This window comes from Streptomyces sp. 5K101, assembly GCF_046506645.1.
Taxonomy (GTDB): domain Bacteria; phylum Actinomycetota; class Actinomycetes; order Streptomycetales; family Streptomycetaceae; genus Streptomyces.
This window is the reverse complement of the sequence record NZ_JBKFFO010000008.1, coordinates 215,487-239,203: the sequence shown is the minus strand read 5'-3', so window position 1 is coordinate 239,203 and position 23,717 is coordinate 215,487. Positions and strand designations below refer to the sequence as shown.

The window sequence follows — 23,717 nt, the reverse complement described above, 5'->3', positions numbered from 1 at the left end:
CGTGTCACAGGTGCGTCGGGGCGAACATCCGCAGCAGGGCCGGGAGGACGACCACCGACGGACCGGGCTGGGCCAGCGCCTTGGCCAGGTCCTCGGACAGCGTCTCGGGGCTCGTCCGGGTCGCCGGGACGCCGAAGGACTCCGCCAGCGCGACGAAGTCCGGACACGCCAGCTCCGTCGCCGTGGCCTCGCCGAACGCGTCCGTCATGTACTCGCGCAGGATGCCGTAGCCGCCGTCGTCCACGATCAGCCAGGTGACCGGCAGGTCGTACTGGCGGGCCGTGGCCAGCTCGGCGATCGAGTACATCGCACCGCCGTCGCCCGAGACGGCGAGGACCGGGCGGGTGCGGTCGGCGGCCGCCGCGCCGAGCGCCGCCGGGAAGCCGTAGCCGAGGCCGCCGGCGCCCTGAGCGGAGTGCATCGTGTTGGGCCGGCGGGCGTCGAAGGCGGACCAGGCCCAGTACGCGAGGATCGTCATGTCCCAGAAGCTGGGCGAGTCGTCCGGCAGGGCCTCGCGCACGGACGCCAGGACCTGCTGCTCCAGGGTCAGTTCCTGGGAGTCGATCCGGGCGCGGACCGCGGCGAGGACCTCGCGCACGGCGTCGGCCGCCGACGGGTCGCGGCGGTCCTCCACGGTCTCCAGCAGGGCCGACAGCGCGAGGCGCGCGTCCGCGTGGATACCGAGGCCGGCGTGGTTGGACTCCAGCTTTCCGAGGTCGGCCTCGATCTGGATGACGCAGCCGCGGGGGGCGAAGGTGTAGTAGTTCGAGGACAGTTCGCCGAGTCCCGAGCCGACGACGAGCAGCACGTCGGCCGACTCCAGGAAGTTGGTGGTGTGGCGGTCCTCCAGCCAGGACTGGAGGGACAGCGGGTGCTCCCACGGGAAGGCGCCCTTGCCGCCGAAGGTGGTGACGACCGGCGCGTCGATCTTCTCGGCGAGCGCGCGCAGCTTGCCCGAGGCGTCGGAGCGCACGACGCCGCCGCCCGCGATGATCACGGGCCGCTCGGCGGTGGACAGCAGGTGGGCGGCCACGTCGGTCAGTTCGGGGCGCGGCACGACGTCTTCGGGTGTGGCGTCCATCGCCGTGACGACCGGCAGAGCGGTCTCGGCGAGCAGGACGTCCTGCGGGATCTCGACCCACACCGGCCCGTGCGGTGCGGTCAGCGCCGACTGCCACGCCGCCGCGATCGCCGACGGGATCTGGGAGGCCTTGCGCACGGTGTGCACGGACTTCACGATGTCGCGGAACGACGCCTGCTGGTCGCGCAGTTCGTGCAGGTAGCCGTGGCGTCCGCCGCCGAGCCCGGCCGCCGGGACCTGGCTGCCGATCGCGAGCACGGGCGCCGACGCCGCGGCGGCCTCCTGGAGCGCGGCCAGCGACATCAGCGCGCCGGGTCCGGTGGACAGCAGCAGGGGCGCGGCCTCGCCGGTGACGCGGCCGTAGGCGTCGGCGGCGAAGCCCGCGTTGTTCTCGACGCGCAGCCCGACGTAGGTCAGGGCCGAACGGCGCAGCGCGTCGAACATGCCGAGCGCGTGCTGCCCGGGCAGCCCGAAGACGGTCGTCGCGCCGAGGCCCTGGAGGGTCTCGACGACGAGGTCGCCGCCGTTGCGGCCCTTCGGCGGGTTGAGCGCGGCCTCGGTCTGGGCGACCGTCGGCCGCAGCACGAGGTCGTGGTCGTGGGTCACCGTGGCGTCCTTAGCGTCTGGATCGTTTCGTTCGTCTGCGTGCGGGCGCCTGCGCCCGGGGGCGGGGCCTTCCGACCCCCGGCTCGACGTTACGCGCGCGTCCCGGCCGGCAGGCCGGTGCCGGTCCCGCAGGCGGGACCGGCGGCGCGGTCACTTCGCGGTCTGCTCCGCGCCGGAGGCGCGGTTCGCCGCGATCTGGCGCGACATGATCGTGGTCAGCTCGTACGCCGTGTGCGAGGCGGCGACCGCGGTGATCTCCGCGTGGTCGTACGCCGGGGCCACCTCCACCACGTCGGCCGACACCAGGTTGCAGGAGGACAGGCCGCGCAGGATCTCCAGGAGCTCGCGGGAGGTCATGCCGCCCGCCTCGGGGGTGCCGGTGCCGGGCGCGTGCGCCGGGTCGAGGCAGTCGATGTCGATGGAGATGTAGAGGGGGCGGTCGCCGATGCGCTGGCGCAGCTGGTCGGCGACCTCGTCCGCGCCACGGCGGTAGATGTCGGACGAGGTGACGATGCCGAAGCCCATCTTCTCGTCGTCGGTCAGGTCCTGCTTGCCGTACAGCGGGCCGCGGGTGCCGACGTGGGACAGCGCCTCGGTGTCGAGGATGCCCTCCTCGACGGCCCGGCGGAACGGCGTGCCGTGGGTGTACTCGGCACCGAAGTAGGTGTCCCAGGTGTCCAGGTGCGCGTCGAAGTGCAGCAGGGCGACCGGGCCGTGCTTCTTGGCGACCGCGCGCAGCAGCGGCAGCGCGATGGTGTGGTCGCCGCCGAGCGTCATCATCCGGGCGCCGGTGGCGAGCAGGTCGTCGGCCGCGGCCTCGACCGTCTCGACGGCTTCGTTGATGTTGAACGGGTTGGCCGCGATGTCACCGGCGTCGGCGACCTGGGCCAGCGCGAACGGCGAGGCGTCCTGCGCCGGGTTGTAGGGGCGCAGGAGCCTCGACGCCTCACGGATGGCGTTGCCGCCGAAGCGCGCGCCGGGGCGGTAGGAGACCCCGGAGTCGAAAGGCACGCCGACCACGGCGACGTCGGCGGTGCCGACCTCGTCGAGCCGCGGCAGCCGGGCGAACGTGGCGGGTCCGGCGTACCGCGGGATGTGGGACGAATCGATCGGACCGCGCGGCTGCTCGTTGCTGCTCATGTGTGATGCCTTCCTTCTTGCGCTTCGTAAAGCGTTCATCCGTTGACGGACTGTTGTCCGGCTCAGCTGTGGACCGGGGCGGGCTCGGTGGCCGGGGCCTCGGGCTCGGCCTCGTCGCCGCCGCGGCCGGCCAGCCGCTCACGCCAGGCGGCGAGCACGGCCGCGTCGGTGGGCCGGGTGACGAGGCTGACGACCACGTACGCGGCGAGCGAGGCCAGCAGGCCGTAGTAGACGGGCTCGTTGGCGAGGATGCCGTACGTCGCCATCAGGCCGATGACCGAGACGCCTCCGACGGCCACCGCGGCGAGCGCGCCCTGCACGGTGCCGCGCTTCCACAGCAGGCCGCCGAGGATGGGCACCAGCAGGCCGCCGACGAGCAGGTTGTACGCGACGGTGAGGGCCTGGACGACGTCGTTGAGGGCGATCGCGATGAGGACGACGGCGGCGCCCATGATCAGGATGAAGGCGCGGTTGCCCTTGACCTCGTCGTGCTCGCCCTCCGTCCTCTTCGCGGTGAGGCCGCGCAGCCGGGACCAGATGTCGTTGTTGGCGACGGTGGCACAGGCGATGAGCGCGCCGGAGGAGGTGGACATGACGGCGGCGAGCGCGGCGGCCAGCACCAGGCCGCGCACACCCATCGGCAGCTCGTCCTTGACGATGGTGGCGAAGGCGTCGTCGGCGTGGGGCAGCTTCGGGTAGAGCACCTTGGCGGCCGTGCCGATGACGGCGCCGGCGAGGGCGTAGGCGAGACAGTACGTACCGGCCACGGTGCCGCCCCACTTGGCGACCTTGTCGGTGCGGGCGGTGAAGACGCGCTGCCAGATGTCCTGACCGATGAGCATGCCGAAGGTGTAGATCAGCACGTACGTGAAGATCGTCTCGCCGCCGATGCCCAGCGGCTCGAAGTACGCGGTCGGCAGCGCGGCCTTCATCTCGGCGAAGCCGCCCGCCTTGACAACGGCGATGGGCAGGAGCAGAAGCAGCACGCCGATGGTCTTCACCACGAACTGCACCATGTCGGTGATGGTGATGGACCACATGCCGCCGAGGGTCGAGTACGCGACGACGATCGTGCCGCCGAGGACGATTGCGGCCGTCCGGGGCAGGTCGAAGAGGACGTCGAAGATCGTCGCGTAGGCGATGGTCGAGGTGACCGCCAGCATCAGCGTGTACGCCCACATGACGACACCCGAGATGACACCGGCCTTGCCGCCGTAGCGCAGGTCGAGCATCTCGGAGACCGTGTAGACCTTGAGCCGGGCGATCCGCGCGGAGAAGAAGACGGACAGCGCGAGCAGGCCGAGGCCGATGGTGAAGACCATCCAGGCGCCCGAGAGCCCGTACTTGTAGCCGAGCCCCACACCGCCGATGGTGGACGCGCCGCCCAGGACGATGGCGGCCATGGTGCCGGAGTACATCCAGGGCCCGAGGCGGCGGCCCGCGACCAGGAAATCGCTCTTGGACTTGGCGCGGCGCATACCCCACCAGCCCATCGCCAGCATGCTGGCCAAATACAGGACGATCACTGTGTAGTCGACGGCCATGGGGCCCTCCTCTGCTCACCTCGGTGGCGTGTCGTGCGGGGAAAGGTGCCAGGGCCGTTCGCGGGGACATCCGCCCGTACCCGCTGCCGCTGGATGGCACGACAGTAGGTGGCCGGAAAGCGACGCTGAAGTGTACGTTTCCTCCACTGTTCTTACGATGGGTGTACGAAGGGTCCACGGTCATGTCCGCGCAGGAGCCCACCTCCACCCCACCGGCGTCCCCGGTCCCGCTCGCCGCTCTGCTCGCCCGCCGGGACCTCGGGCTGCGCCTGCTCGCGGGTTCCGAGGACGCCGCCCTCCACTGGGTGCACACCTCCGAGATGGCGGACCCCTACCCGTATCTCCTGGGCGGCGAGCTGCTGATGACGGCAGGCGTGCAGCTCACCGACCCGGCCCGGTACGTGGAACGGGTCGTGGAGGCAGGCGCGGCGGCGCTCGGCTTCGGCGTGACGCCGGTGTACGACACCGTTCCGGCCGAGCTCGTCGAGGCGTGCGCGCGGCACGGCCTGCCGCTGATCGAGGTGCCGCCGAAGACGCCGTTCACGGCGGTGGCCCGGGCGCTGTGGCGGCTGATGGCCCAGGCCCGCCTGCAGGAGCTGCGCCGGGTGACCGAGGCCCAGCAGTCACTGGCGACGGCGGCGGCCCGGCCGGCCCCGGTCCCGGCGGTGCTCGGCGCGCTGGCCTCGCGGCTCGGCGGACGCGCGGTGCTCTTCGCTCCGGACGGCACGGAGTCGGCGGCGGCCGGCCGGTCGATCCCGGACGCGGCGAGCCGGGCCCTCGCGGATCTGGCGCGCGTGGTGGGCCCGCGCCCCGGCGGGCCGGCGACCGCGAGCGGGGACAGCGGCGGGCTGCGGCTCGCCGCGTACGCACTCGGCGGCGAGGGCCTCACGCTCGGGGTGGCGTCCGAGCACCACGAGCCCGGGAACCACACGATCGCCGGGGTGGCGGTCGTTCTGCTCTCCCTGCTCACGGCCCCGCGACAGGCCGCGGACTCGGCGGTGCGCGACGCGACCCTGGTCCGCCTGCTCCTCGGCGAGGCCCCGGCCGACGCGGCGCGCGCCCTGGACCCGGGGCCCTGGACGGTGGTCCACGCGCGGGGCGGCGACGGGACCCCGTTCGCGGCGGCGGCGCTGGCGGCGGCGCTGGGCACGCCCCTGTTCGAGGCGCCGGAGGCCACGGCGGTGCGCCTGCTGCTGCCCGCGAGTACGGCCGTCGCGGCCCAGCCGGACTGGACGCTCGGGGTCAGCGTCCCCGTCGAGGCGCGGGACCTCGCCACCGCCGACACGCAGGCGGCCCGTGCCGTACGCAGTGCGCTCACGACGCGCAAACCCCTGGTGCGCCACCGCGACGCTGGCCCGTTCTCCGCCGACGCCGCCCGCGCGCGCCTGGCCCCCCTCGCGGACACCCCCGCGCTGATCGAGACGCTTCGGACCTGGCTGTCGCTGCACGGCAGTTGGGACCGGACGGCGGCGGCGATGGGGATCCACCGCAACACCGTCCGCCAGCGCATCGCGCGCATCGGCACGCTGCTGGACGAGGACCTGGACGATCCGGACGTCCGGATGGGGCTGTGGTTCGCGCTGCGGCAGGGGTGAGAAGCCGGACGTCCACGGTTCCGTGGGAAGCCCACCACGAACGCCTGCCAGGACTGTCGGGACAAGGCCAAGTCCCCTTTGCCTCACGTGTGTGGGAATTTTCCGCAGGGCCATCGCCCCTGACGGCACCACCCGGTCCACGCCGGACGAGCCCGCCCGCCGTCTGCGCGCCGAGATCACGCGGCTGCGCGAGGAAGCGGAGCGGCAGCGCGGACTCGCCCACCGCAGAGCCGAGTTCTGGACCAAGGTCGACATCGGCCTCGGCTTCCCCGCGGCCCTCCTCGCCGCCACGGCCGGTGCCACGGGCCTGGCCACGGCGAACGCCCGCATCCCCGCGGCGCCGGCGGCCCTCGCCGCGGCGGGATTCGCCGCGGCGCGGGCTTCCTGCGCAGCGACCACCGCCGCAGAGCCAACGAGCGCGCCCGTCACGCGTGGGCGGCGGCGGAGGGCCGGGCCACGGTGAAGCTCGCCCAGGAGCACCTGACCCACGAGGACCTGGCCGAAATCCTGGAGCACCGCCAGACGGCCTTTCGGCCTACGACGGGGACGAGCCGTCGGCCTGAGCCGCGGGGAGCCGCGCTCCCCGGCTGAGCGCAATGCGGTGCACGTCACGCAGAGCCTCGGCCATGCGGGCCACGACGTACCGGAGCTGCTCTGGGGTGGCCTGCCGGTCGGCGAGCAGGTCGTCGACGTGCCCGAGCAGATCAAGGGCCATGCCGAGCTGCACGCTCTCGACGTTGTCGGCGACGCGGGAGACGTAGCCGGTGCCATCGCCGATGAGGTAGCAGGGCCGGCCGTCCGGCGTGGACCACGGCAGCAGACGGTTGTTCACGCCGTCACCTCCACTCCGTGGATGGGACACGGGCCGATGTCGACGCCGTGCACGGCGAGCCACAGGGCCCGCCGCCGGGCCCGCTGACGGCGGGCTTCCTCGCGCTCTTCGTGCACGACGAGGTAGAGGTAGGGGCGGACGAGGGGGCCGTCTTCGCCGGGGGGACACGGCTCCGGCGCGCGGGTGTGCCGGAGCGGGAGCACGGGTGGGCGGAGCGTGGGGTCCTGGCCTGAGCGTGGCAACCGGTGGCGTCCGGGCAGAGGCGGCCAGTCAAGCCGCAACAGCGGATCGAGCGGCCGGAAGATACAGAGCAACACGTCGTCAACTCCTGGTTGTTGAGGGCCACACCCTCGGACCGTCGCGCGGTCGCCGGGCCCTGTGCATAGAGCGCGCGGGTGACACCGGACCGCTTCGCTCTGTAGCGATTCACTCACAGCGTGAGACCGACAGAACTACCCTGACCAGGAGGTTCGATGTGACAGAGCGTTTGTCACAAGGGAGTTGACGATGAGCAACGTGTATGGGGAATGGTTGAAGGCGCAACGCGCTGCGGCACGCCTGACACAACAGGAACTGGCGGACGCCGCGATCATGACGCGTTCGCATATCGCTCACATCGAGGCGGGGCGTCGCATCCCGTCGAGGGAGGACGCGCGACGGCTGGACAGGGCACTGAACACGGGAGACGTGTTGAGTAGCTTCCTGCCGCAAAAGGATGTCGCGGTCGCCGACTATTTCGAGTCGGCGCTGCTACTCGAACAACAAGCGTCGGTCATCCAGGAGTTCACGCTCTCCCTCGTGCCAGGCATCCTGCAGACAGAGGGGTACGCGCGTGCGGTTCTGCGCCCCGACGTCTCTCCCCGGAGTGAAGAGGAATGTGACACGCTCCTTGTCACACGGCTGGACCAAGGAAGGGTCCTCACCAACCCTGTGACCCCGCTGGTCTGCGTCCTCATGGACGAGGCGGTGCTGCGCCGCAGCGTTGGAAGCCCCGAGATCATGGCGGAGCAGCTGACCCACATCGTCCATATGACGGAGAGGGAACGCATCCGCGTGCATGTCCTCCCCTTCGGGGTGGGCTACCACCCACTGCTCCAAGGAATGCTGTCGCTGATGATGTTCGAGGACCAACCTCCGGTCGCCTACGGCGAGGGCGTACTCATGGGCAAGCTGCACGACTCCCCCGCCCTGGTTGAGACTCTGCAGCGCACCTACACTCTCGCCCTGGGCGACGCACTCCCCCGCAGGGCATCCCTCGCCCTCCTGAAGGCGACGGCAAAGGATTACGAGCAGCATGTCTGAGCGCACCATCCCCGATTCCGCCAGATTGAACGGCTGGCGCAAGTCGTCCTACAGCAGCGGGGACGGAGGCAGCTGCGTGGAGGTGCTGGACGACCACCCCGCCGGCGTCCCCGTCCGCGACTCCAAGCGCCCGCACGGCCCCGCGCTGGTCTTCCCGGCCGACGGCTGGTCGGTGTTCGTGAACGCCGTGAAGGACGACGGCGTGCCTGCCTGAGGTGCACGCACGCCGCCTGATCCACCGCACTTCCGTGGGGCGTAGTTCCCCAGCTTCTCGGAACAGGTCGCTACATCGCCGAAACCTCAGGAGCAGCAGCGGTCCCGGAAGGGCGCACATTGAACACGGTGTCGCACCGATCACGCACATAGTCGTCGTGAGTGGCGAGGACGACCGCACATCCTGAATCGCTCATCTCCCGGAGGATGTCCACAACCATGACGGTGTTGTCGTGGTCGAGGGCGCCGGTCGGCTCGTCGGCAAGCACAAGGGACGGCTGCTTGACCATGAGCCGGGCGAGAGCGACGCGTTGCTGTTCGCCACCGCTGAGCCGGGAGACTCGCTCCCCTTGGCGCCCGGCGAGGCCCACTCGCTCCAGGGCTTCGGCGATGACGCTGTCCGCGGTCCGGCCGAGTCGGCGCCGGGGTTTGGCGACGACATCCAGGTTGGCCGCGACGGTGGCATTGTCGATCAGGGCATAGTTCTGGAAGAGATAGCCGAGAATGTCGCGGCGGAACGAACGGGCCTGCCTCGGCCCGAATCGGGTGATGTCCTTTCCCTGATGACGGATGGCCCCGGAACTGGGCGCGTCCAACATCCCGAGACAGTTGAGCAGAGTCGACTTGCCCGAGCCACTGGGGCCGGTCAGGGCGAGCATCTGCCCACCGTGGACGGTGAGGTCGATGCCGGACCACAGAGTGCGCGGTCCGAAGGACTTCGACAGATTCTCGATGTCGATCACTGCGTTGCTCCTGCTGGAATGGGGTGGGAAAGACGCGCCGTGGTCATGCCTCGCTGCTGCCTTCCCTGACGATGCGACGGTGGAACAGGGTGAGCGCGCAGAGCACCACGCCGACCGAGGCAGCAGCCAGGCCGACCATGGCCCCCACGTCCAGCCCGGTGATCTCGACAGGAGGACGTGGGGCAGGAATCCCCAGTGCCGCAAACTGCTCAAGCTCCCGGTTCACCCACCATGTCCGCACCGGAAGCCAGACAGCAAGCAGTACAGCGATGGCTGCCTCCGCTGCGAGGACCGTGCGGTGGGTCGCGGCGAACAGCCATCCGCTGATGTGCCGGACGAAGATGGCCTGTGCGTTCCTGCGGGCATGGACGATGCACACGCCGGTGGCAGTGATGAGCAGCACGGCCGCGCCCGCAATGAAGTTGAACAACTGGAGCCGGAACTCATGGGCTGCCTCACCCATGGCGACCGCGGCCTTCTGCTTCACCGGGAGAAGCGCGGCGATGTAGGTCCGCATCTTCTCGTCCCGCAGGATGTCGTGGACGTCCTGCGGGTCGGGGAAGACCACTTGGTTGCGGGTGGCAAAAGCGTAGTAGTTGATATCGGTGAGATAGCGGGACCCGTTGGGCAGGACGAGGACGACCGGATCGTGCACGAAGGAACGGTCCAGGCCGATCCCGTCACGGTCGCGGCTCTCTCCAGGCGTGTAGGCGAAGATGCGCTGGTCGCTCTTCATGGGATGGGTCTCGATGTCGCTCTGTGCGATACGCCCGGGGTCAGCGGGGCTCAGGATTCCAGGTGTTCCTGCCCGAAAGAGTTGCAGGTGGTCACCGAGGACTTCGGGCACGAGCAATCGCACTCTGCCGTCGCCGGATTCCCCCACCTGCCGACTACCAGGTACGTGGCGCCGCCCGTCCGGGGCAAGGACGGGCTGTTCGGCGAGGAAAGCCTCATTGACGATGAGCAGCTCTCCCGGCAGCTCCTCTTGAAAGACATCGCGGAGCCATAGCCTCCCCGCAACGATGATCTCTCCCCGCTTGTCCGCCTGGTGAAGCCGGCTCCCCACCGCCCGCTCCATCTCCGGCATCTCGTCCATTCCCACACTGCCGTTGATCCGGATTCCGGTCGCGTCGCCCGTCCGGGCATAGGTCTCCCAGGCTTGCCTCCGCTCCAGGAGGTCCTGTCCCACCGCGACGACCTCAGCGGCGAGGCCCACGACGAGCAGCAGCGCCGGGATCCGCACCGCGTAGGCGGCAAGGGAGGCGGCTCGGGCGGGGATTTCCCCCTTGAGGGCCGCGAGCACGCTGGTCCTGAAGGTCAGCTTGAGCACAGCCGCGTGAGCCGTCAGCGCGACCAGCTCCAGAACCATGGCGAGAGCCACGGTCACCACCGCATAAAGCCCCAGCCACGCCAAGCCGTTGTAGAGACCGAGCGACAACAGCAGAACCGCGACCAGTACACCGGCCACGATCAGCCAGAACCTGCCAAGTTGTCGCAAGTCCCTGAGGAAGATCTCGGTGAAGGACTTGCCTTGAAGTCTGAGCACTCCATAGGCCTTCGCGTTGAGAAGCACGCTCGCGCCGGTGAGTGTCACAAGGGCGAGAGCCATGATCTGGAAGGCATCGAACAGGGTGCTGCCCAAGAAGGAGGCTCGCAGCTCGGAGAACGAATAAGGGTGGCTGATGGACGCCTTCAGGCCGAGAGCGGCGAACTCCGCAGCCACTTCTCTCTCCGCTGGATGGGCGCCGAAGATGTAATAGAACCCCCGCGGGTCCGTATTCCCGAGCTCGGTCATCGGGTGGACATCTGTAATGACCTGTCGGCCGAAGTTCGGGTAGCCCCTCTCCAGCCACGAAGCTGCGGCGGATCGCGTGTCGCCGACTGCGAGGTAGAGGTGCCGACGGCCCTCCGAGTCCTCCAGGTCGGGCAGTTCACGCCCGATCCCGACATCCCGCTCGGCTGCGAGGTCCGTGAGCGCCCGCACCACTTCCTCGCCGCTTGCCGACCCGTCCGATTCGGCCACCCGCACCACGGCGCGGTTGCCCAGGATCATTCCCTCGTCGAGGTCGCGGACGACGAGGAACGCCAGCACCGCCGAGAAGGCCAGGGCAACGGCATGGACGAACTTGATACCTCTGTGCAGCATCGTTGTCTGTTCTCGAGTCGGAGCGCTCGGCGGTCAGCGGAGCGGAGTGGTCGTGCAGAGACATGGTTCCGCATGCCTGTGGAGAGCGGCTGCGCCCTCCGCTCCCCACAGGCACTCAATCGTCAGCGATATCTCCGGCCACAGCTAACGAACGGGTCAGCCACAGGTGGTGCGGTAGTAGGACTTGTCCTCCACGAAGTCCCGCTCCGGCGCGGAAGCGTACGACCAGCGGCCAGCCGCCGTGTCGGGGCTGCGGTCCGTGTACGTACCCACCGCGGTGGAGCCGTGGCAGAGGCTGCCGTGGTAGTAGTTCGACCACACGGTGGAGCTGTTCGTCCCGTAGTCCCAGGTGCCACCGCCGGCGTTGACCACGACGGCGAGAGCAGGTGTGGCAGTGGCAACGACGAGCGCCCCAGTGGCGACCCCGAGTCTCACAACCTTCTTGATGTTCATTGGAGTTGTCCCTCCCTACGCTCCGATCCCTTCGGAGCGCGCTCACTGTAGGCAGTACTAACGATCTTCGAACAGCTGGTTCCAAGCCACCTGCGAGGGCGTAATGACGAGGCGTTTCATCACCCTTCAGCCCTTCCTCGGCATGCTTGTGAGCAAGTAGCGATGAAAGGCCGCCAGGAGGCGGAAAAGACCGTCACGCGAGGCGCCCGTCACGACGCCATCACAGCGCTCTCACACGGAAATCACAGCTTGCGGGCGGCCCGGAATCCGCGACGCGTGACCGCTGAGCAGGCATGTTCATGCATGGCGTGATCTTGTCAGTGGCACATACCGAAGGTACACCCAGAGATCTTCACCCCGGCGCGTCAGCGCCTGCCAAGGGCGGGTGAGGGTGCGATCTGTGCGCCGCGCAACGCATCCCTCCGCACGTACCTGTCCACATTGCTACGGTCGCAGACGAACGGGCGATGCCTGCGGCGACGGATCGGGAAGGGACGGCGCAAGTCGTGCGAGCCGCATCTCACAGTGGTGGAGCCACTGCAGCTCTGCCGCCACCCGAAAGATCATCTGATCCAGTACGAGCAGTCGTGCGAGCCGGCCACCGGGCCCGCCGACACCCTCGGCATCTTCCCCCTCCTCGGCCGCGATCTGCGCCTTGAGCCGCATGCAGTCCTGCATAGCCTTCACCGTGTGGTGGCGTTGCCCCTGAACGACGGCCCGCACGTCGACACCGGAGGAGCAGATCGCCATTGCCAGCTTGATCGCGAGTTCGTCACGGGGAGGGCTGGTGCGGTCCACGGGCCGCTCGCACCAGGAGTGCAGCTCCTCCCGGCCGGCGTCGGTAATGCCGTACAGCGCGTGGCCCGCACTGTCCTCCCCATCGGAGACGGCCAGCCCGTCGCGTTCGAACCGGGCCAGGGTCGAATAAACCTGGCCCACGTTGAGCGGCCAGGTCGAGCCCGTGCGCGACATGAACTCACGGTGGAGTTGTGAGCCATAGCGCGGAGCCATGCCAAGGAGGGCCAACAGAGCGTAACGGATCGACATACCGAGTATGCATACCGAGTAGGCGCGCCTGACTCAAGCCGCTCCTGACGGACCGGCCGGAGGACGGAGAAGCGTCGCACCTTCACTGGAGGCGATCACAACTCCCTCGTTACGGAGCGCTGAAGACGCGGACTGGGCCTGTTTCCGGCGCCATCCGCGCGAGACATAGCCCCAGCGTGCGCAGCATCACTATGGACACTTTCAACAACCGCCGGGTAACTTAGTTCTGAGCAAGCGCTTAGACATTGTCGTACCCGCAGTCACGAGGAGGCGTCCGTGCGCCGGACCGTATTCAACGAGGACCACGAGGCGTTCCGGGACACCATCCGCGCCTTCATCGAGGCCGAGGTCGTCCCCGTCTACGATGAGTGGTTCGCCGCGGGCCAGGCGCCGCGCGACTTCTACTACAAGCTCGCCGAGCTGGGCATCTTCGGCATCAACGTCCCCGAGGAGTTCGGCGGCGCGGGCCTGGACACGCACAAGTTCGAGGCCGTGCTCTACGAGGAGACCTCGCGCGCGGGCGTCCAGTTCGGCGGCTCCGGCGTGCACGTGCTGCTCGCCCTGCCCTACATCAAGATGCTGGCCGACGACGAGCAGAAGAAGCGCTACCTGCCGAAGTTCGTCTCCGGTGAGGAGATGTGGGCGCTGGCGATGACCGAGCCGGGCACCGGCTCCGACGTCGCGGGCATGAAGACCACCGCCAAGCTCTCCGAGGACGGCACGCACTACGTCCTCAACGGCGCCAAGACCTTCATCACGGGTGGTGTGCACGCCGACCGCGTCATCGTCTGCGCCCGCACCTCCGCCCCGACCGCCGAGGACCGCCGCTTCGGCATCTCCCTGTTCGCGGTGGACACCAAGTCCGAGGGCTACTCCATCGGCCGCAAGCTCGACAAGCTGGGCCTGCGCACCTCCGACACCGCCGAACTGGCGTTCGTCGACGTGAAGGTGCCGGTCGAGGACCTGCTCGGCGAGGAGAACAAGGGCTTCTACTACCTCGGCCAGAACCTGCCGTCCGAGCGCTGGGGCATCGCCTTCGGTGCGTACGCGCAGGCCAAGGCGGCCGTCCGGTTCGCGCAGCAGTACGTGCAGGAGCGCACGGTCTTCGGCAAGCCGGTGGCCCACTTCCAGAACACCAAGTTCGAACTGGCCGCCTGCCAGGCCGAGGTGGACGCCGCCGAGGCCGTCGCCGACCGTGCCCTGGAGGCGCTGGACGCCGGTGAGCTCACGCCCGCCGAGGCCGCCTCCGCCAAGCTGTTCTGCACCGAGGTCGCGCACCGCGTGATCGACCGCTGCCTCCAGCTGCACGGCGGCTACGGCTACATGAACGAGTACCCGATCGCCCGCCTGTACGCGGACAACCGCGTCAACCGCATCTACGGCGGCACCAGCGAGGTCATGAAGTCGATCATCGCCAAGTCCATGGGCCTGTAAGTACCTTCACCCCATGAGCCCAGCACTCGACGAACTGCTCGATCTGCTCGACCTGGAGCAGATCGAGCAGAACATCTTCCGGGGCAGCTCGCGTTCCGCCCTGGTCCCGCGTGTCTTCGGCGGGCAGGTCGCGGCCCAGGCGCTCGTCGCCGCGGGCCGCACCGTCCCCGCCGACCGCACCGCGCACTCCCTGCACTCGTACTTCCTGCGCATGGGCGACCCCGGTGCGCCGATCGTCTACACGGTCGACCGCATCCGGGACGGCCGGTCGTTCACGACCCGCCGGGTCGTCGCGATCCAGCACGGGCAGCCGATCTTCCACCTGTCGGCGTCCTTCCAGGTGCCCGAGGAGGGGCTGGAGCACCAGGCGGACATGCCGGCGGCACCGGACCCCGAGTCGCTGCCGACGGCCGCCGAGATGCTGCCGCGGCACCTGCCGGCCGAGGTCGCCGAGCGGCTGGTCGAGGCCCGCGCCGCCGTGGACCTGCGCTACGCGGACACGCCCCCGTGGGGCAGCGTCGGCGAGCCGCGCGAACCGCGCTCGCAGGTCTGGTTCCGCACGAACGGCAAGCTGGCCGACGATCCGCTCCTCCACGTCTGCCTCGCCACCTATGTCTCCGACATGACGCTGCTCGACTCTGTGCTCCTCGCGCACGGGCGGGGCGGCTGGGCGGTCGGCGACGTCGTGGGCGCGTCACTGGACCACGCGATGTGGTTCCACCGGCCGTTCCGCGCGGACGAATGGCTGCTGTACGACCAGCAGTCGCCGTCCGCGTCCGGCGGCCGGGGCCTGGGGCAGGCGCGCATCTACACGCAGGAGGGACGGCTCGCGATCTCGGTCATCCAGGAGGGCGTGGTCCGCGTCCCCCGCTGACGTGACACCCCGGCCGCTCAGGCGGCCGGGACGTGCGCGGTGAAGGCGGCGCAGCCGCGAACCGTAGGGAAGCGCACCTCCGGGTAACTCCGGCTCTCTGGTTGACCGCCGGGCAAGGGCACCTTTTTCAGACGTCTCAGGCGTCTCAGGTGCCCTGGGCCGTCGACGCGCCGGCCGAGTCGGCCACCGGCAGCAGCGCGTCGAGTGCGTAGCCGCCGTCGGGTGTCAAGCCCGTGGACAGCGTGCCGCCCAGGGCCGCCACGCGGGTGCGCAGTCCCGGCAGGCCCTGTCCACCGCGGTCGGGGCCCGTGCGGGACGGTCCGGTGGGCCGGGTGTTGTGGACGGCGATGCGCAGGCCGTCCTCCGTACGGCGGACCACGACCGTGGCCTCGGCCCCCGGCGCGTGACGGCGGACGTTCGCCAGCCCCTCCTGCACGATCCGGTACGCCGCGTGCTGGACCTCCGGCGGGCAGTCGGCCGCCTCCAGCCGGTCCAGCTCGGCCCGTACACCGGCGCCGGCCGCCTCGACGAGCTCCGGGAGCTGCGCGAGGCCCTGGCTCGGGCGCCGGATCGTCCGGCGCAGGTCGGCCGCGGCCCGCCGGGCCAGCTCGCCGAGCGTCTCCGCTTCCTGCCGGCCGGCGGGGGACTCCACGGACGCGGCGAGCACCGACGACCGCAGGCTGATCAGGCTCAGGTGGTGGGCCGCGGTGTCGTGCACGTCGCGGGCGAGCCGTTCCCGTTCCCGCAGCGCGGCCTGTTCGGCGGCGTACAGGCGCTCGCGCTCCCGGGACAGTGCCAGTTCGGCGAGGCGGGCCGCCAGTTCGCGGCGGGCGCGGCCGAGGAGGCCCAGGGCGGCGGGCGCCACGGCCAGCAGGCCCGAGAGCAGGAGCCCGAGGGTGACGTCGGGGAGGGTCCACGGATAGTCGTCCATGTTCTGCCACGGCACGAACGAGACGACGGCCACGGCCGCCGACGAGGCGACGACCTCGCTGCGGCGCCGCTCGGACGCCGCGACGGCGTGCAGCGCCGCCATCGCCGGAATCCACAGCTGGCCGGTGGCCAGGGTGGGCAGGGTGAGGAGCATGACGGCGCGCGGGAAGCGCCGCCGCAACGGAAGCACACACGCCACGCCCGGCGTGGCCCAGAGCGCCCAGGCGGGCAGCCACTGCATGGTGGCCAGCGCCTCGGAGACGGCGGAGACCACGACCAGAGCCTCGACGGCCACGGTCGTCCACCCGGGCCCGCTGTGTCTGCGCCAGTTCCGCAGACGGCCGAGCGCGCGATGCACGAACCCCGGACGATCCAGACAGGCCGGACGGTCCGACCGGAGACGGTCGGCCCCCGTGCGAGCCACGCTCTCGCGCCCGCTCATGGCCCGACCGACCGGTGGACCACGGTCGCCAGCGCGACCCGGCTGTCGACCGACAGCTTCCGTTTGAGCGCGCCGATGTGGGTCTTGACCGTGGTCACCCCCATGCCGAGATGGGTCGCGATGTCGGCGTTGGACAGGCCCGCCGCGATCAGGGCCAGGACGTCCCGTTCGCGGGCCGTGAGATGGTCGAGGGCTTCGGGGACACAGGGGGCGGGCGCCGGCGCCGCGGCCGCGTACCGGGAGAGCGCCTCCGCGCTGCCGGACGGGGTGCAGACCACGCCGCCCGCCGCGAGCAGCCGCACCGCCTCGGTGAACATCCGCGGCTCGGTGGTCTTGAGCAGGAAGCCCGACGCGCCCTCGCGCAGCGCGTGTTCCACGTCGGCCGCGGTGTCGAGGGCGGTCAGCATCGCGACGGCGGGCGGCCGGGGCAGTGCCTTCAGGGCGCGCAGCACGTCGAAGCCGTGCGCGGACGGCATGTCGATGTCCAGGAGGACGAGGTCGGGTGCGAGGTCGCGCACGGCGTCGACGGCGTACGGGCCGTCGCACGTCCCGACGACGCTCACGCCGTCGGCCGAGCCGAGAACCTGCTGGAGTGCGGCGCGCACGAGTTCCTCGTCGTCGACGACGAGGACACGCACCGGCCTCAAGTCGTAGGGCAAAGGTCGTCCTGTGGTCTGAGCGATGCGGCAGCGGGTGCTGGGAGTCTGGATGCAGATCCTAGGCAGTACCCGCCGGGCATCCCCGCGCGCCCCACACGCGCGGGGCGGCTCGCGGTCACTGCCCCGGGACGCCACAAGCGTCCTCGCGGATCCCCGGGGGTCGACCACCCCCCGGGACCACGCCTGCCCGGGCGGCGCACCGGGACCGTCAAAGGAAACGGACACCGTGAGCGCTCAGCCGCCGGCCGAGGAGGAACCGTCGTACGACGACCCGTCGTCGTACGACGCGGCCGGCACCACCGGGTGGGCGACGGCGTCACCCGCCGCACGGGCGCTGTGGACCGTCGGCGGGGGGACGCTGATCGTGGGGTCCGTGGTGCTCCTCATGGTCCTCCGTGACTGGTCCGCCGGCCTCCCCGGCGGAGTCCGGCACTGTCTGGGGCTCGCGGTGCGGGGCGCACTCATGCTCATGCTGCTCGGCGGTACGTACGGCGTCGTGCGCGGCACCTGGCGCGACTGAGGGCCGGCCGGCCGGGCGTCACTCTGCCGGGCCCAGCCCGGCCGCGTCCAGCAGGTAGGCCGTCATCGGGTCGTAGAAGCGCGGGTCGGTCACGTGGTCGTCCAGCGGGACCGTCACCTGGAGGGTGCCCTCGGCCTCGCCGATGAACAGGGCCGGGTCGTTGCAGTCCGCGTAGCCGACGGCGTCGATGCCGCGCTGTCCCGCGCAGCCCGCCCAGCCGTGGTCGGCCACGACCAGGTCCGGCAGCGGCCGGCCCTCGCGCGCGAGACCGTCGAGGATCGCGGCCATCGGCGCGGGCGAGTGGGTGTGCCACAGAGTCGCGCCGCGCTCCAGCATGGCGACGTCGGCGAACTGGAACACCATCCCCTCGTCGGCCATCAGCCCGCCGGGGATCCGTACGATCTCGCATCCGGCGGCCCGCAGCGCCTCGGCGGTCTGCCGGTGCACGTCCAGCAGGCCGCCGGGGTGCCCGGTCGCGAACAGCACGCGCTCCTGCGCGTCGGCGGCCTTGCGCAGGCGCGCGGCCATGCGCTCCAGTGCGTCGACCGTCAGCTCCGGGTCGATGGTGTCCTGGCCCTGCCGGTGCTCCGGGTCGTCGCTGACGCCGCACCGCTCGGCCATGACCGCCAGCACGTCCTGCTCGTCGCTCCAGCGGTCGCCGAGCTCCAGCCCCAGCCAGTAGTGCCGGTCGCCGTTGGCGAGCTTGCGGTAGTGGGAGAGGTTGTTGTCGCGGGGGGTGGCGACGTCTCCGGCGATACGTGAGCGGACGAGGTGGTCGACAAGCGCGGCGCGGCTGGGTATCGGCATGAGCCCATTGTGCCGTGGGGTGCGCGGAGCGTACCCACCGTCTTGTCCAGCGGACGCGGCGGCCCGCCGCACATCGGCCGGCCGGCCGGAGGCCGCCGGCCCCTCAGCGGCCGCGCCCCGAGACGGGGGCCCTCAGCCGCCCAGGGACGCGAACGCCCCGTGCGCCAGCCGCCGCAGGAGCGACTCGGTGGCCGCGCGGCCCAGCGGGCCTCCCCCGTTCGCCCCGAGGTGGGGCGTCGAGTTGAGCAGGCCGAACACCGCGTGGACGGCGGCCCGCGCCTCGGACTCCGCGACGGCCGGGTGCAGCTCGCGCACCACGGCCACCCACAGCTCCACGTACTGGCGCTGCAGCTGGCGGACCAGCTTGCGGTCGCTGTCCCGCAGGCGGTCCAGCTCGCGGTCGTGCAGAGTGATCAGCGGGCGGTCGTCGAGCGCGAAGTCGATGTGGCCGTCGATCAGGGACTCCAGGACCGCGTCCGGGCCCGCCGACGCCTCCTCGACCCGCAGCCGGCCACCGCTCAGGAGCCGTTCGCTGATCCCCACGAGCAGCTCCGCGAGCATCGCGTCCTTGCCGGGGAAGTGGCGGTAGAGACCGGGTCCGCTGATGCCCACCGCGGCCCCTATCTCGTCGACGCCCACGCCGTGGAAGCCGCGCTCGGCGAAGAGGCGCGCGGCCTCCTTGAGGATCTGCTCGCGGCGCGTCGGGGCCGAGGTCCTGGTGCTCATGGGAATTCATTCTAGACAGGGCTGTTAGCGGTCGTTAACCTTGGAGCAACACGTTAACGCTCATTAACCGAGCAAGGGAGCTCGAGCAATGCAGCAGGCACCAGTGCTGGCGACCGCCGCCGACCCGGCGTCCGAGGCCTGGCAGGCCAACGAGGCGGCACACCAGGAGCTCGCCGACGGTCTGCGCGCACGCCTGGCGGCGGCCCGCCTCGGCGGCGGCGAGAAGGCGCGCGCCCGCCACACCGCGCGCGGGAAGCTGCTCCCCCGCGACCGCGTGGACACCCTTCTCGACCCCGGCTCGCCGTTCCTGGAGCTCGCGCCCCTGGCCGCGGAGGGGATGTACGACGGGCAGGCGCCGGCGGCCGGGGTGATCGCCGGGATCGGGCGGGTCAGCGGCCGTGAGGTCGTCGTCGTGGCCAATGACGCCACCGTCAAGGGCGGCACGTACTACCCCATGACGGTCAAGAAGCACCTGCGTGCCCAGGAAGTGGCCCTGGAGAACCGGCTTCCCTGCGTGTATCTGGTCGACTCCGGCGGCGCGTTCCTGCCGATGCAGGACGAGGTCTTCCCCGACCGCGAGCACTTCGGCCGGATCTTCTACAACCAGGCGCGCATGTCCGGCGCGGGCATCCCCCAGATCGCCGCGGTGCTCGGCTCCTGCACCGCGGGCGGGGCGTATGTGCCCGCCATGAGCGACGAGGCCGTGATCGTGCGCAATCAGGGCACGATCTTCCTCGGCGGCCCGCCGCTCGTGAAGGCCGCGACCGGCGAGGTCGTCACCGCCGAGGAGCTCGGCGGCGGCGAGGTCCACTCGCGGATCTCCGGCGTCACCGACCACCTCGCCGAGGACGACGCCCACGCGCTGCGGATCGTGCGGAACATCGTCGCGACCCTGCCGGAGCGCGGGCCGCTCCCGTGGTCCGTCGAGCCGGCCGAGGAGCCCAAGGCCGACCCGGCCGGGCTGTACGGCGCGGTCCCCGTCGACTCGCGCACGCCCTACGACGTGCGCGAGGTGATCGCCCGGATCACGGACGGCTCCCGGTTCGCGGAGTTCAAGTCGGAGTTCGGGCAGACGCTGGTCACCGGCTTCGCCCGGATCCACGGCCACCCGGTCGGCATCGTCGCCAACAACGGCATCCTGTTCGCCGAGTCCGCCCAGAAGGGCGCCCACTTCATCGAGCTGTGCGACCAGCGCGGCATCCCCCTGCTCTTCCTGCAGAACATCTCCGGCTTCATGGTCGGCAAGGATTACGAGGCCGGCGGCATCGCCAAGCACGGCGCCAAGATGGTCACGGCCGTGGCGTGCACACGCGTGCCCAAGCTGACGGTGGTCGTCGGCGGTTCGTACGGCGCGGGCAACTACTCGATGTGCGGCCGGGCCTACGGCCCCCGCTTCCTGTGGATGTGGCCCAACGCCAAGATCTCGGTGATGGGCGGCGAGCAGGCCGCGTCCGTGCTGGCCACGGTCAAGCGCGACCAGCTGGAGGGCCGCGGCGAGCAGTGGTCCGCCGAGGAGGAGGAGACCTTCAAGGACCCGATCCGCGCCCAGTACGAACAGCAGGGCAATGCCTACTACGCGACGGCCCGCCTGTGGGACGACGGCGTGATCGACCCGATGGACACCCGCCAGGTGCTGGGTCTTGCCCTGACCGCGTGTGCCAACGCCCCGCTGGGCGAGCCCGGCTTCGGCGTCTTCCGGATGTGAGGGACCTTCCACGATGACGATGTTCGACACCGTTCTGGTCGCCAACCGCGGCGAGATCGCGGTACGCGTGATCCGCACCCTGCGGTCCCTCGGCGTGCGCTCCGTGGCCGTGTTCAGCGACGCGGACGCCGGTGCCCGCCATGTGCGCGAGGCGGACACCGCCGTGCGCATCGGGCCCGCGCCGGCCGCCGCGAGCTACCTGTCGATCGACCGCCTGCTGGACGCGGCCGTGCGCACCGGCGCCCAGGCCGTCCACCCCGGCTACGGCTTCCTCGCGGAGAACGCGGGCTTCGCCCAGGCGTGCGCCGAGGCCGGCCTGGTCTTCATCGGCCCGCCCGCGTCCGCGATCTCGCTGATGGGCGACAAGATCCGCGCCAAGGAGACCGTGCGCGCGGCCGGCGTCCCGGTCGTCCCCGGCTCCTCGGGCAGCGGTCTCACCGACGAGGAACTGGCCGCGGCCGCCCGCCAGATCGGGATGCCGGTGCTGCTCAAGCCCTCTGCGGGCGGCGGCGGCAAGGGCATGCGCCTCACCCGCGTCGAGTCGGCGCTGCTCGACGAGATCGCGGCCGCCCGGCGCGAGGCGCGCGCGTCGTTCGGCGACGACACCCTGCTCGTCGAGCGCTGGATCGACCGCCCCCGCCACATCGAGATCCAGGTGCTGGCCGACGGCCACGGCCGTGTGGTCCATCTCGGCGAGCGCGAGTGCTCCCTCCAGCGCCGTCACCAGAAGATCATCGAGGAGGCGCCGTCCGTCCTGCTGGACGAGGCGACGCGGGCCGCGATGGGCGAGGCGGCCGTGCAGGCGGCCCGCTCCTGCGGTTACCGGGGCGCGGGCACGGTGGAGTTCATCGTCCCGGGCACCGACCCCACGCAGTACTACTTCATGGAGATGAACACCCGTCTCCAGGTCGAGCACCCCGTCACCGAGCTCGTCACGGGTCTCGACCTGGTGGAGTGGCAGCTGCGCGTCGCGGCCGGCGAGCGACTGCCGTTCACCCAGGACGACATCACGCTCACGGGCCACGCGGTCGAGGCGCGTGTCTGCGCCGAAGACCCCTCGCGCGGCTTCCTGCCCTCCGGCGGCACGGTGCTGCGCCTCCACGAGCCCCAGGGCGACGGAGTGCGCACCGATTCCGGCCTGACCGAGGGCCTGGAGGTGGGCAGCCTCTACGACCCCATGCTCTCCAAGGTCATCGCGTACGGCCCCGACCGGGCCACCGCGCTGCGCAAGCTGCGCGCGGCCCTCGCGCAGACGGTGACGCTGGGCGTCCCCACCAACGCCGGGTTCCTGCGCCGGCTGCTCGCCCATCCGGCGGTGGTCTCCGGCGAGATGGACACGGGCCTGGTCGAGCGGGAGGCGGACTCCCTCGTTCCCGACACCGTGCCGGACGAGGTGTACGAGGCGGCGGCGGCCGTGCGGGCCGCCGAGCTGGCACCGCCGGCCACCGGAGGGTGGACGGATCCGTTCTCGGTGCCGAGCGGCTGGCGGATGGGCGGCGAGGCGGCCCCGCTCGCCTTCTCGCTGCGCGTACCGGGGCTCGACCCCGTCACCCACACCGTGGGGCGCGGAGCGGCCGGCCGGGTCGAGCAGGACACGGTCGCCGTCGAGGTGCACGGCGTGAGGCACACCTTCCACCGCGCGGGCGACTGGCTCGGCCGGGACGGCGACTCCTGGCACGTGCTGGACCACGACCCCGTCGAGGCGGCCCTCAGCGGCACCGCGCGCAGCGGCGTGGACACCCTGGCCGCGCCGATGCCCGGCACGGTCACCGTCGTCAAGGTGGCGGTGGGCGACGTGGTGGCGGCCGGTCAGAGCCTGCTGGTCGTGGAGGCGATGAAGATGGAGCACGTCATCTCCGCCCCGCACGCCGGCACGGTCACCGAGCTGGACGTCACCGCGGGCTCGACCGTCGCCATGGACCAGGTGCTCGCCGTGGTCACCCCGGACAAGACGGACGAGGAGGCGCGGGCATGACCGGCATCGAGGGACTGCCGATGACGCTGCGGGCTCCCGGCCTGCCGCCGCGGGTGCGCATCCACGAGGTCGGCCCCCGCGACGGCCTGCAGAACGAGAAGGCGGTGGTCCCGGTCGAGGTCAAGGCGGAGTTCATCCGCCGGCTGGCCGGCGCCGGGCTCACCACCGTGGAGGCCACGAGCTTCGTCCACCCCAAGTGGGTGCCCCAACTGGCCGACGCGGAGCAGCTGTTCCCGATGGTCGGCGACCTCCCCGGGGTGCGGCTGCCCGTCCTCGTGCCGAACGACCGCGGCCTGGACCGGGCCCTGGGTCTCGGCGCACGTGAGATCGCCGTGTTCGCCAGCGCCACGGAGTCGTTCGCCAAGGCCAATCTCAACCGCACGGTCGACGAGGCGCTCGCCATGTTCGAGCCGGTCGTCACCCGGGCGGTCGAGCACGGCCTGCGGGTGCGCGGCTATCTGTCGATGTGCTTCGGCGACCCGTGGGAGGGCCCGGTCCCGGTCGACCACGTCGTCGCGGTGTGCCGGCGCCTGCTCGACATGGGCTGCGACGAGCTCAGCCTCGGCGACACGATCGGTGCGGCGACGGCCGGCCATGTGCGGGCGCTGCTCACCGCGCTGAACGACGAGGGCGTGCCGAGCACCAGGATCGCGGTGCACTTCCACGACACCTACGGCCAGGCCCTCGCCAACACCCTCTCCGCGCTCGAGTGCGGAGTGACCACGGTGGACGCCTCGGCGGGCGGCCTCGGCGGCTGCCCGTACGCGAAGAGCGCCACCGGAAACCTCGCCACCGAAGACCTCGTGTGGATGCTCGACGGCCTCGGCATCGAGACCGGGGTCGACCTCGGCCGGCTCACCGCCACCAGCGTGTGGATGGCCGAACAGCTGGGCCGTCCCAGCCCGTCCCGTACCGTCCGCGCCCTCTCCCACAAGGAGTGACT

Annotated in this window: 23 protein-coding genes; 11 read left to right on the top strand and 12 right to left on the bottom strand. The window is 71.1% G+C overall.

The window, feature by feature from the left end:
• Positions 1 to 4: 4 nt before the first annotated feature.
• From ACLB9X_RS18050 to ACLB9X_RS18040, 3 genes are all read right to left on the bottom strand, one after another.
• Complete coding sequence (locus ACLB9X_RS18050; protein WP_410361398.1) at positions 5 to 1,687, bottom strand: thiamine pyrophosphate-binding protein; 1,683 nt, start codon at positions 1,685 to 1,687, stop codon at positions 5 to 7.
• Between the two features lie 150 nt (positions 1,688 to 1,837).
• The gene (gene speB / locus ACLB9X_RS18045; protein ID WP_410361397.1) at positions 1,838 to 2,827 is read right to left on the bottom strand and encodes an agmatinase; all 990 of its coding nucleotides are present in this window, start codon (positions 2,825 to 2,827) and stop codon (positions 1,838 to 1,840) included.
• Between the two features lie 62 nt (positions 2,828 to 2,889).
• The gene (locus ACLB9X_RS18040) at positions 2,890 to 4,371 is read right to left on the bottom strand and encodes a sodium:solute symporter (protein ID WP_410361396.1); all 1,482 of its coding nucleotides are present in this window, start codon (positions 4,369 to 4,371) and stop codon (positions 2,890 to 2,892) included.
• Positions 4,372 to 4,553: 182 nt separating this feature from the next.
• Between ACLB9X_RS18040 and ACLB9X_RS18035 the strand changes: the two genes are divergently transcribed.
• The gene (locus tag ACLB9X_RS18035; protein ID WP_410361395.1) at positions 4,554 to 5,966 is read left to right on the top strand and encodes a PucR family transcriptional regulator; all 1,413 of its coding nucleotides are present in this window, start codon (positions 4,554 to 4,556) and stop codon (positions 5,964 to 5,966) included.
• A gap of 91 nt (positions 5,967 to 6,057) precedes the next feature.
• Complete coding sequence (locus ACLB9X_RS18030; protein ID WP_410361394.1) at positions 6,058 to 6,429, top strand: hypothetical protein; 372 nt, start codon at positions 6,058 to 6,060, stop codon at positions 6,427 to 6,429.
• A 72-nt stretch (positions 6,430 to 6,501) separates the two neighbouring features.
• On the opposite strand, the gene ACLB9X_RS18025 is transcribed toward ACLB9X_RS18030, so the two are convergent.
• A complete protein-coding gene (locus ACLB9X_RS18025; RefSeq protein ID WP_410361393.1) occupies positions 6,502 to 6,798 on the bottom strand; it encodes a hypothetical protein in 297 nt (98 codons plus the stop codon).
• Between the two features lie 17 nt (positions 6,799 to 6,815).
• Between ACLB9X_RS18025 and ACLB9X_RS18020 the strand changes: the two genes are divergently transcribed.
• From ACLB9X_RS18020 to ACLB9X_RS18010, 3 genes are all read left to right on the top strand, one after another.
• Entirely contained in the window at positions 6,816 to 7,031 is a 216-nt protein-coding gene (locus ACLB9X_RS18020; RefSeq protein WP_410361392.1) for a hypothetical protein, read from the top strand.
• 274 nt (positions 7,032 to 7,305) lie between these two features.
• Entirely contained in the window at positions 7,306 to 8,100 is a 795-nt protein-coding gene (locus ACLB9X_RS18015; RefSeq protein WP_410361391.1) for a Scr1 family TA system antitoxin-like transcriptional regulator, read from the top strand.
• Positions 8,093 to 8,314 (top strand): DUF397 domain-containing protein, encoded by a 222-nt coding sequence (locus ACLB9X_RS18010; protein WP_410361390.1) that lies wholly within the window; start codon positions 8,093 to 8,095, stop codon positions 8,312 to 8,314. Before ACLB9X_RS18015 ends, ACLB9X_RS18010 begins: the two co-directional genes overlap by 8 nt.
• A 70-nt stretch (positions 8,315 to 8,384) precedes the next feature.
• Here the strand turns inward: ACLB9X_RS18010 and ACLB9X_RS18005 are convergent, their stop codons facing one another.
• The 4 genes from ACLB9X_RS18005 to ACLB9X_RS17990 form a co-directional block, all read right to left on the bottom strand.
• The gene (locus tag ACLB9X_RS18005; RefSeq protein ID WP_410361389.1) at positions 8,385 to 9,056 is read right to left on the bottom strand and encodes an ATP-binding cassette domain-containing protein; all 672 of its coding nucleotides are present in this window, start codon (positions 9,054 to 9,056) and stop codon (positions 8,385 to 8,387) included.
• A 43-nt stretch (positions 9,057 to 9,099) separates the two neighbouring features.
• On the bottom strand, positions 9,100 to 11,202 hold the full coding sequence (locus ACLB9X_RS18000) for a hypothetical protein (protein WP_410361388.1): 2,103 nt from the start codon (positions 11,200 to 11,202) through the stop codon (positions 9,100 to 9,102).
• Between the two features lie 156 nt (positions 11,203 to 11,358).
• Entirely contained in the window at positions 11,359 to 11,655 is a 297-nt protein-coding gene (locus tag ACLB9X_RS17995; RefSeq protein WP_410361387.1) for a lactococcin 972 family bacteriocin, read from the bottom strand.
• 444 nt (positions 11,656 to 12,099) lie between these two features.
• Positions 12,100 to 12,702 carry a PadR family transcriptional regulator gene (locus tag ACLB9X_RS17990; RefSeq protein ID WP_410361386.1) on the bottom strand — a complete coding sequence of 201 codons (603 nt, stop codon included), beginning with the start codon at positions 12,700 to 12,702 and terminating at the stop codon, positions 12,100 to 12,102.
• A 276-nt stretch (positions 12,703 to 12,978) separates the two neighbouring features.
• Between ACLB9X_RS17990 and ACLB9X_RS17985 the strand changes: the two genes are divergently transcribed.
• Complete coding sequence (locus ACLB9X_RS17985; RefSeq protein ID WP_410361385.1) at positions 12,979 to 14,136, top strand: acyl-CoA dehydrogenase family protein; 1,158 nt, start codon at positions 12,979 to 12,981, stop codon at positions 14,134 to 14,136.
• A gap of 13 nt (positions 14,137 to 14,149) precedes the next feature.
• The gene (gene tesB / locus ACLB9X_RS17980) at positions 14,150 to 15,010 is read left to right on the top strand and encodes an acyl-CoA thioesterase II (RefSeq protein ID WP_410361384.1); all 861 of its coding nucleotides are present in this window, start codon (positions 14,150 to 14,152) and stop codon (positions 15,008 to 15,010) included.
• A gap of 145 nt (positions 15,011 to 15,155) precedes the next feature.
• Here the strand turns inward: tesB and ACLB9X_RS17975 are convergent, their stop codons facing one another.
• On the bottom strand, positions 15,156 to 16,235 hold the full coding sequence (locus tag ACLB9X_RS17975; protein ID WP_410361383.1) for a sensor histidine kinase: 1,080 nt from the start codon (positions 16,233 to 16,235) through the stop codon (positions 15,156 to 15,158).
• Positions 16,236 to 16,378: 143 nt separating this feature from the next.
• A complete protein-coding gene (locus ACLB9X_RS17970; RefSeq protein WP_410361382.1) occupies positions 16,379 to 17,041 on the bottom strand; it encodes a response regulator in 663 nt (220 codons plus the stop codon).
• Positions 17,042 to 17,267: 226 nt separating this feature from the next.
• Here ACLB9X_RS17970 and ACLB9X_RS17965 point away from each other — a divergent pair, with 226 nt between their 5' ends.
• Entirely contained in the window at positions 17,268 to 17,561 is a 294-nt protein-coding gene (locus ACLB9X_RS17965) for a hypothetical protein (protein WP_410361381.1), read from the top strand.
• Positions 17,562 to 17,579: 18 nt separating this feature from the next.
• Here the strand turns inward: ACLB9X_RS17965 and ACLB9X_RS17960 are convergent, their stop codons facing one another.
• Both ACLB9X_RS17960 and ACLB9X_RS17955 read right to left on the bottom strand, forming a co-directional pair.
• Positions 17,580 to 18,368 (bottom strand): phosphatase, encoded by a 789-nt coding sequence (locus tag ACLB9X_RS17960; RefSeq protein WP_410361380.1) that lies wholly within the window; start codon positions 18,366 to 18,368, stop codon positions 17,580 to 17,582.
• Between the two features lie 132 nt (positions 18,369 to 18,500).
• Positions 18,501 to 19,094: a TetR/AcrR family transcriptional regulator gene (locus ACLB9X_RS17955; RefSeq protein WP_410361379.1), complete on the bottom strand. Its 594-nt coding sequence runs from the start codon at positions 19,092 to 19,094 to the stop codon at positions 18,501 to 18,503.
• An 88-nt stretch (positions 19,095 to 19,182) separates the two neighbouring features.
• On the opposite strand from ACLB9X_RS17955, the gene ACLB9X_RS17950 reads away from it, so the two are divergent.
• From ACLB9X_RS17950 to ACLB9X_RS17940, 3 genes are read left to right on the top strand one after another with little or no spacing between them, the layout of a single operon-like run.
• Positions 19,183 to 20,799: a carboxyl transferase domain-containing protein gene (locus ACLB9X_RS17950; RefSeq protein WP_410361378.1), complete on the top strand. Its 1,617-nt coding sequence runs from the start codon at positions 19,183 to 19,185 to the stop codon at positions 20,797 to 20,799.
• 13 nt (positions 20,800 to 20,812) lie between these two features.
• Positions 20,813 to 22,774, top strand: a complete 1,962-nt coding sequence (locus ACLB9X_RS17945) for an acetyl/propionyl/methylcrotonyl-CoA carboxylase subunit alpha (RefSeq protein ID WP_410361377.1) — start codon at positions 20,813 to 20,815, stop codon at positions 22,772 to 22,774.
• The gene (locus tag ACLB9X_RS17940) at positions 22,771 to 23,715 is read left to right on the top strand and encodes a hydroxymethylglutaryl-CoA lyase (protein ID WP_410361376.1); all 945 of its coding nucleotides are present in this window, start codon (positions 22,771 to 22,773) and stop codon (positions 23,713 to 23,715) included. The genes ACLB9X_RS17945 and ACLB9X_RS17940 overlap by 4 nt, the downstream gene beginning before the upstream one ends.
• Positions 23,716 to 23,717 lie beyond the last annotated feature (2 nt).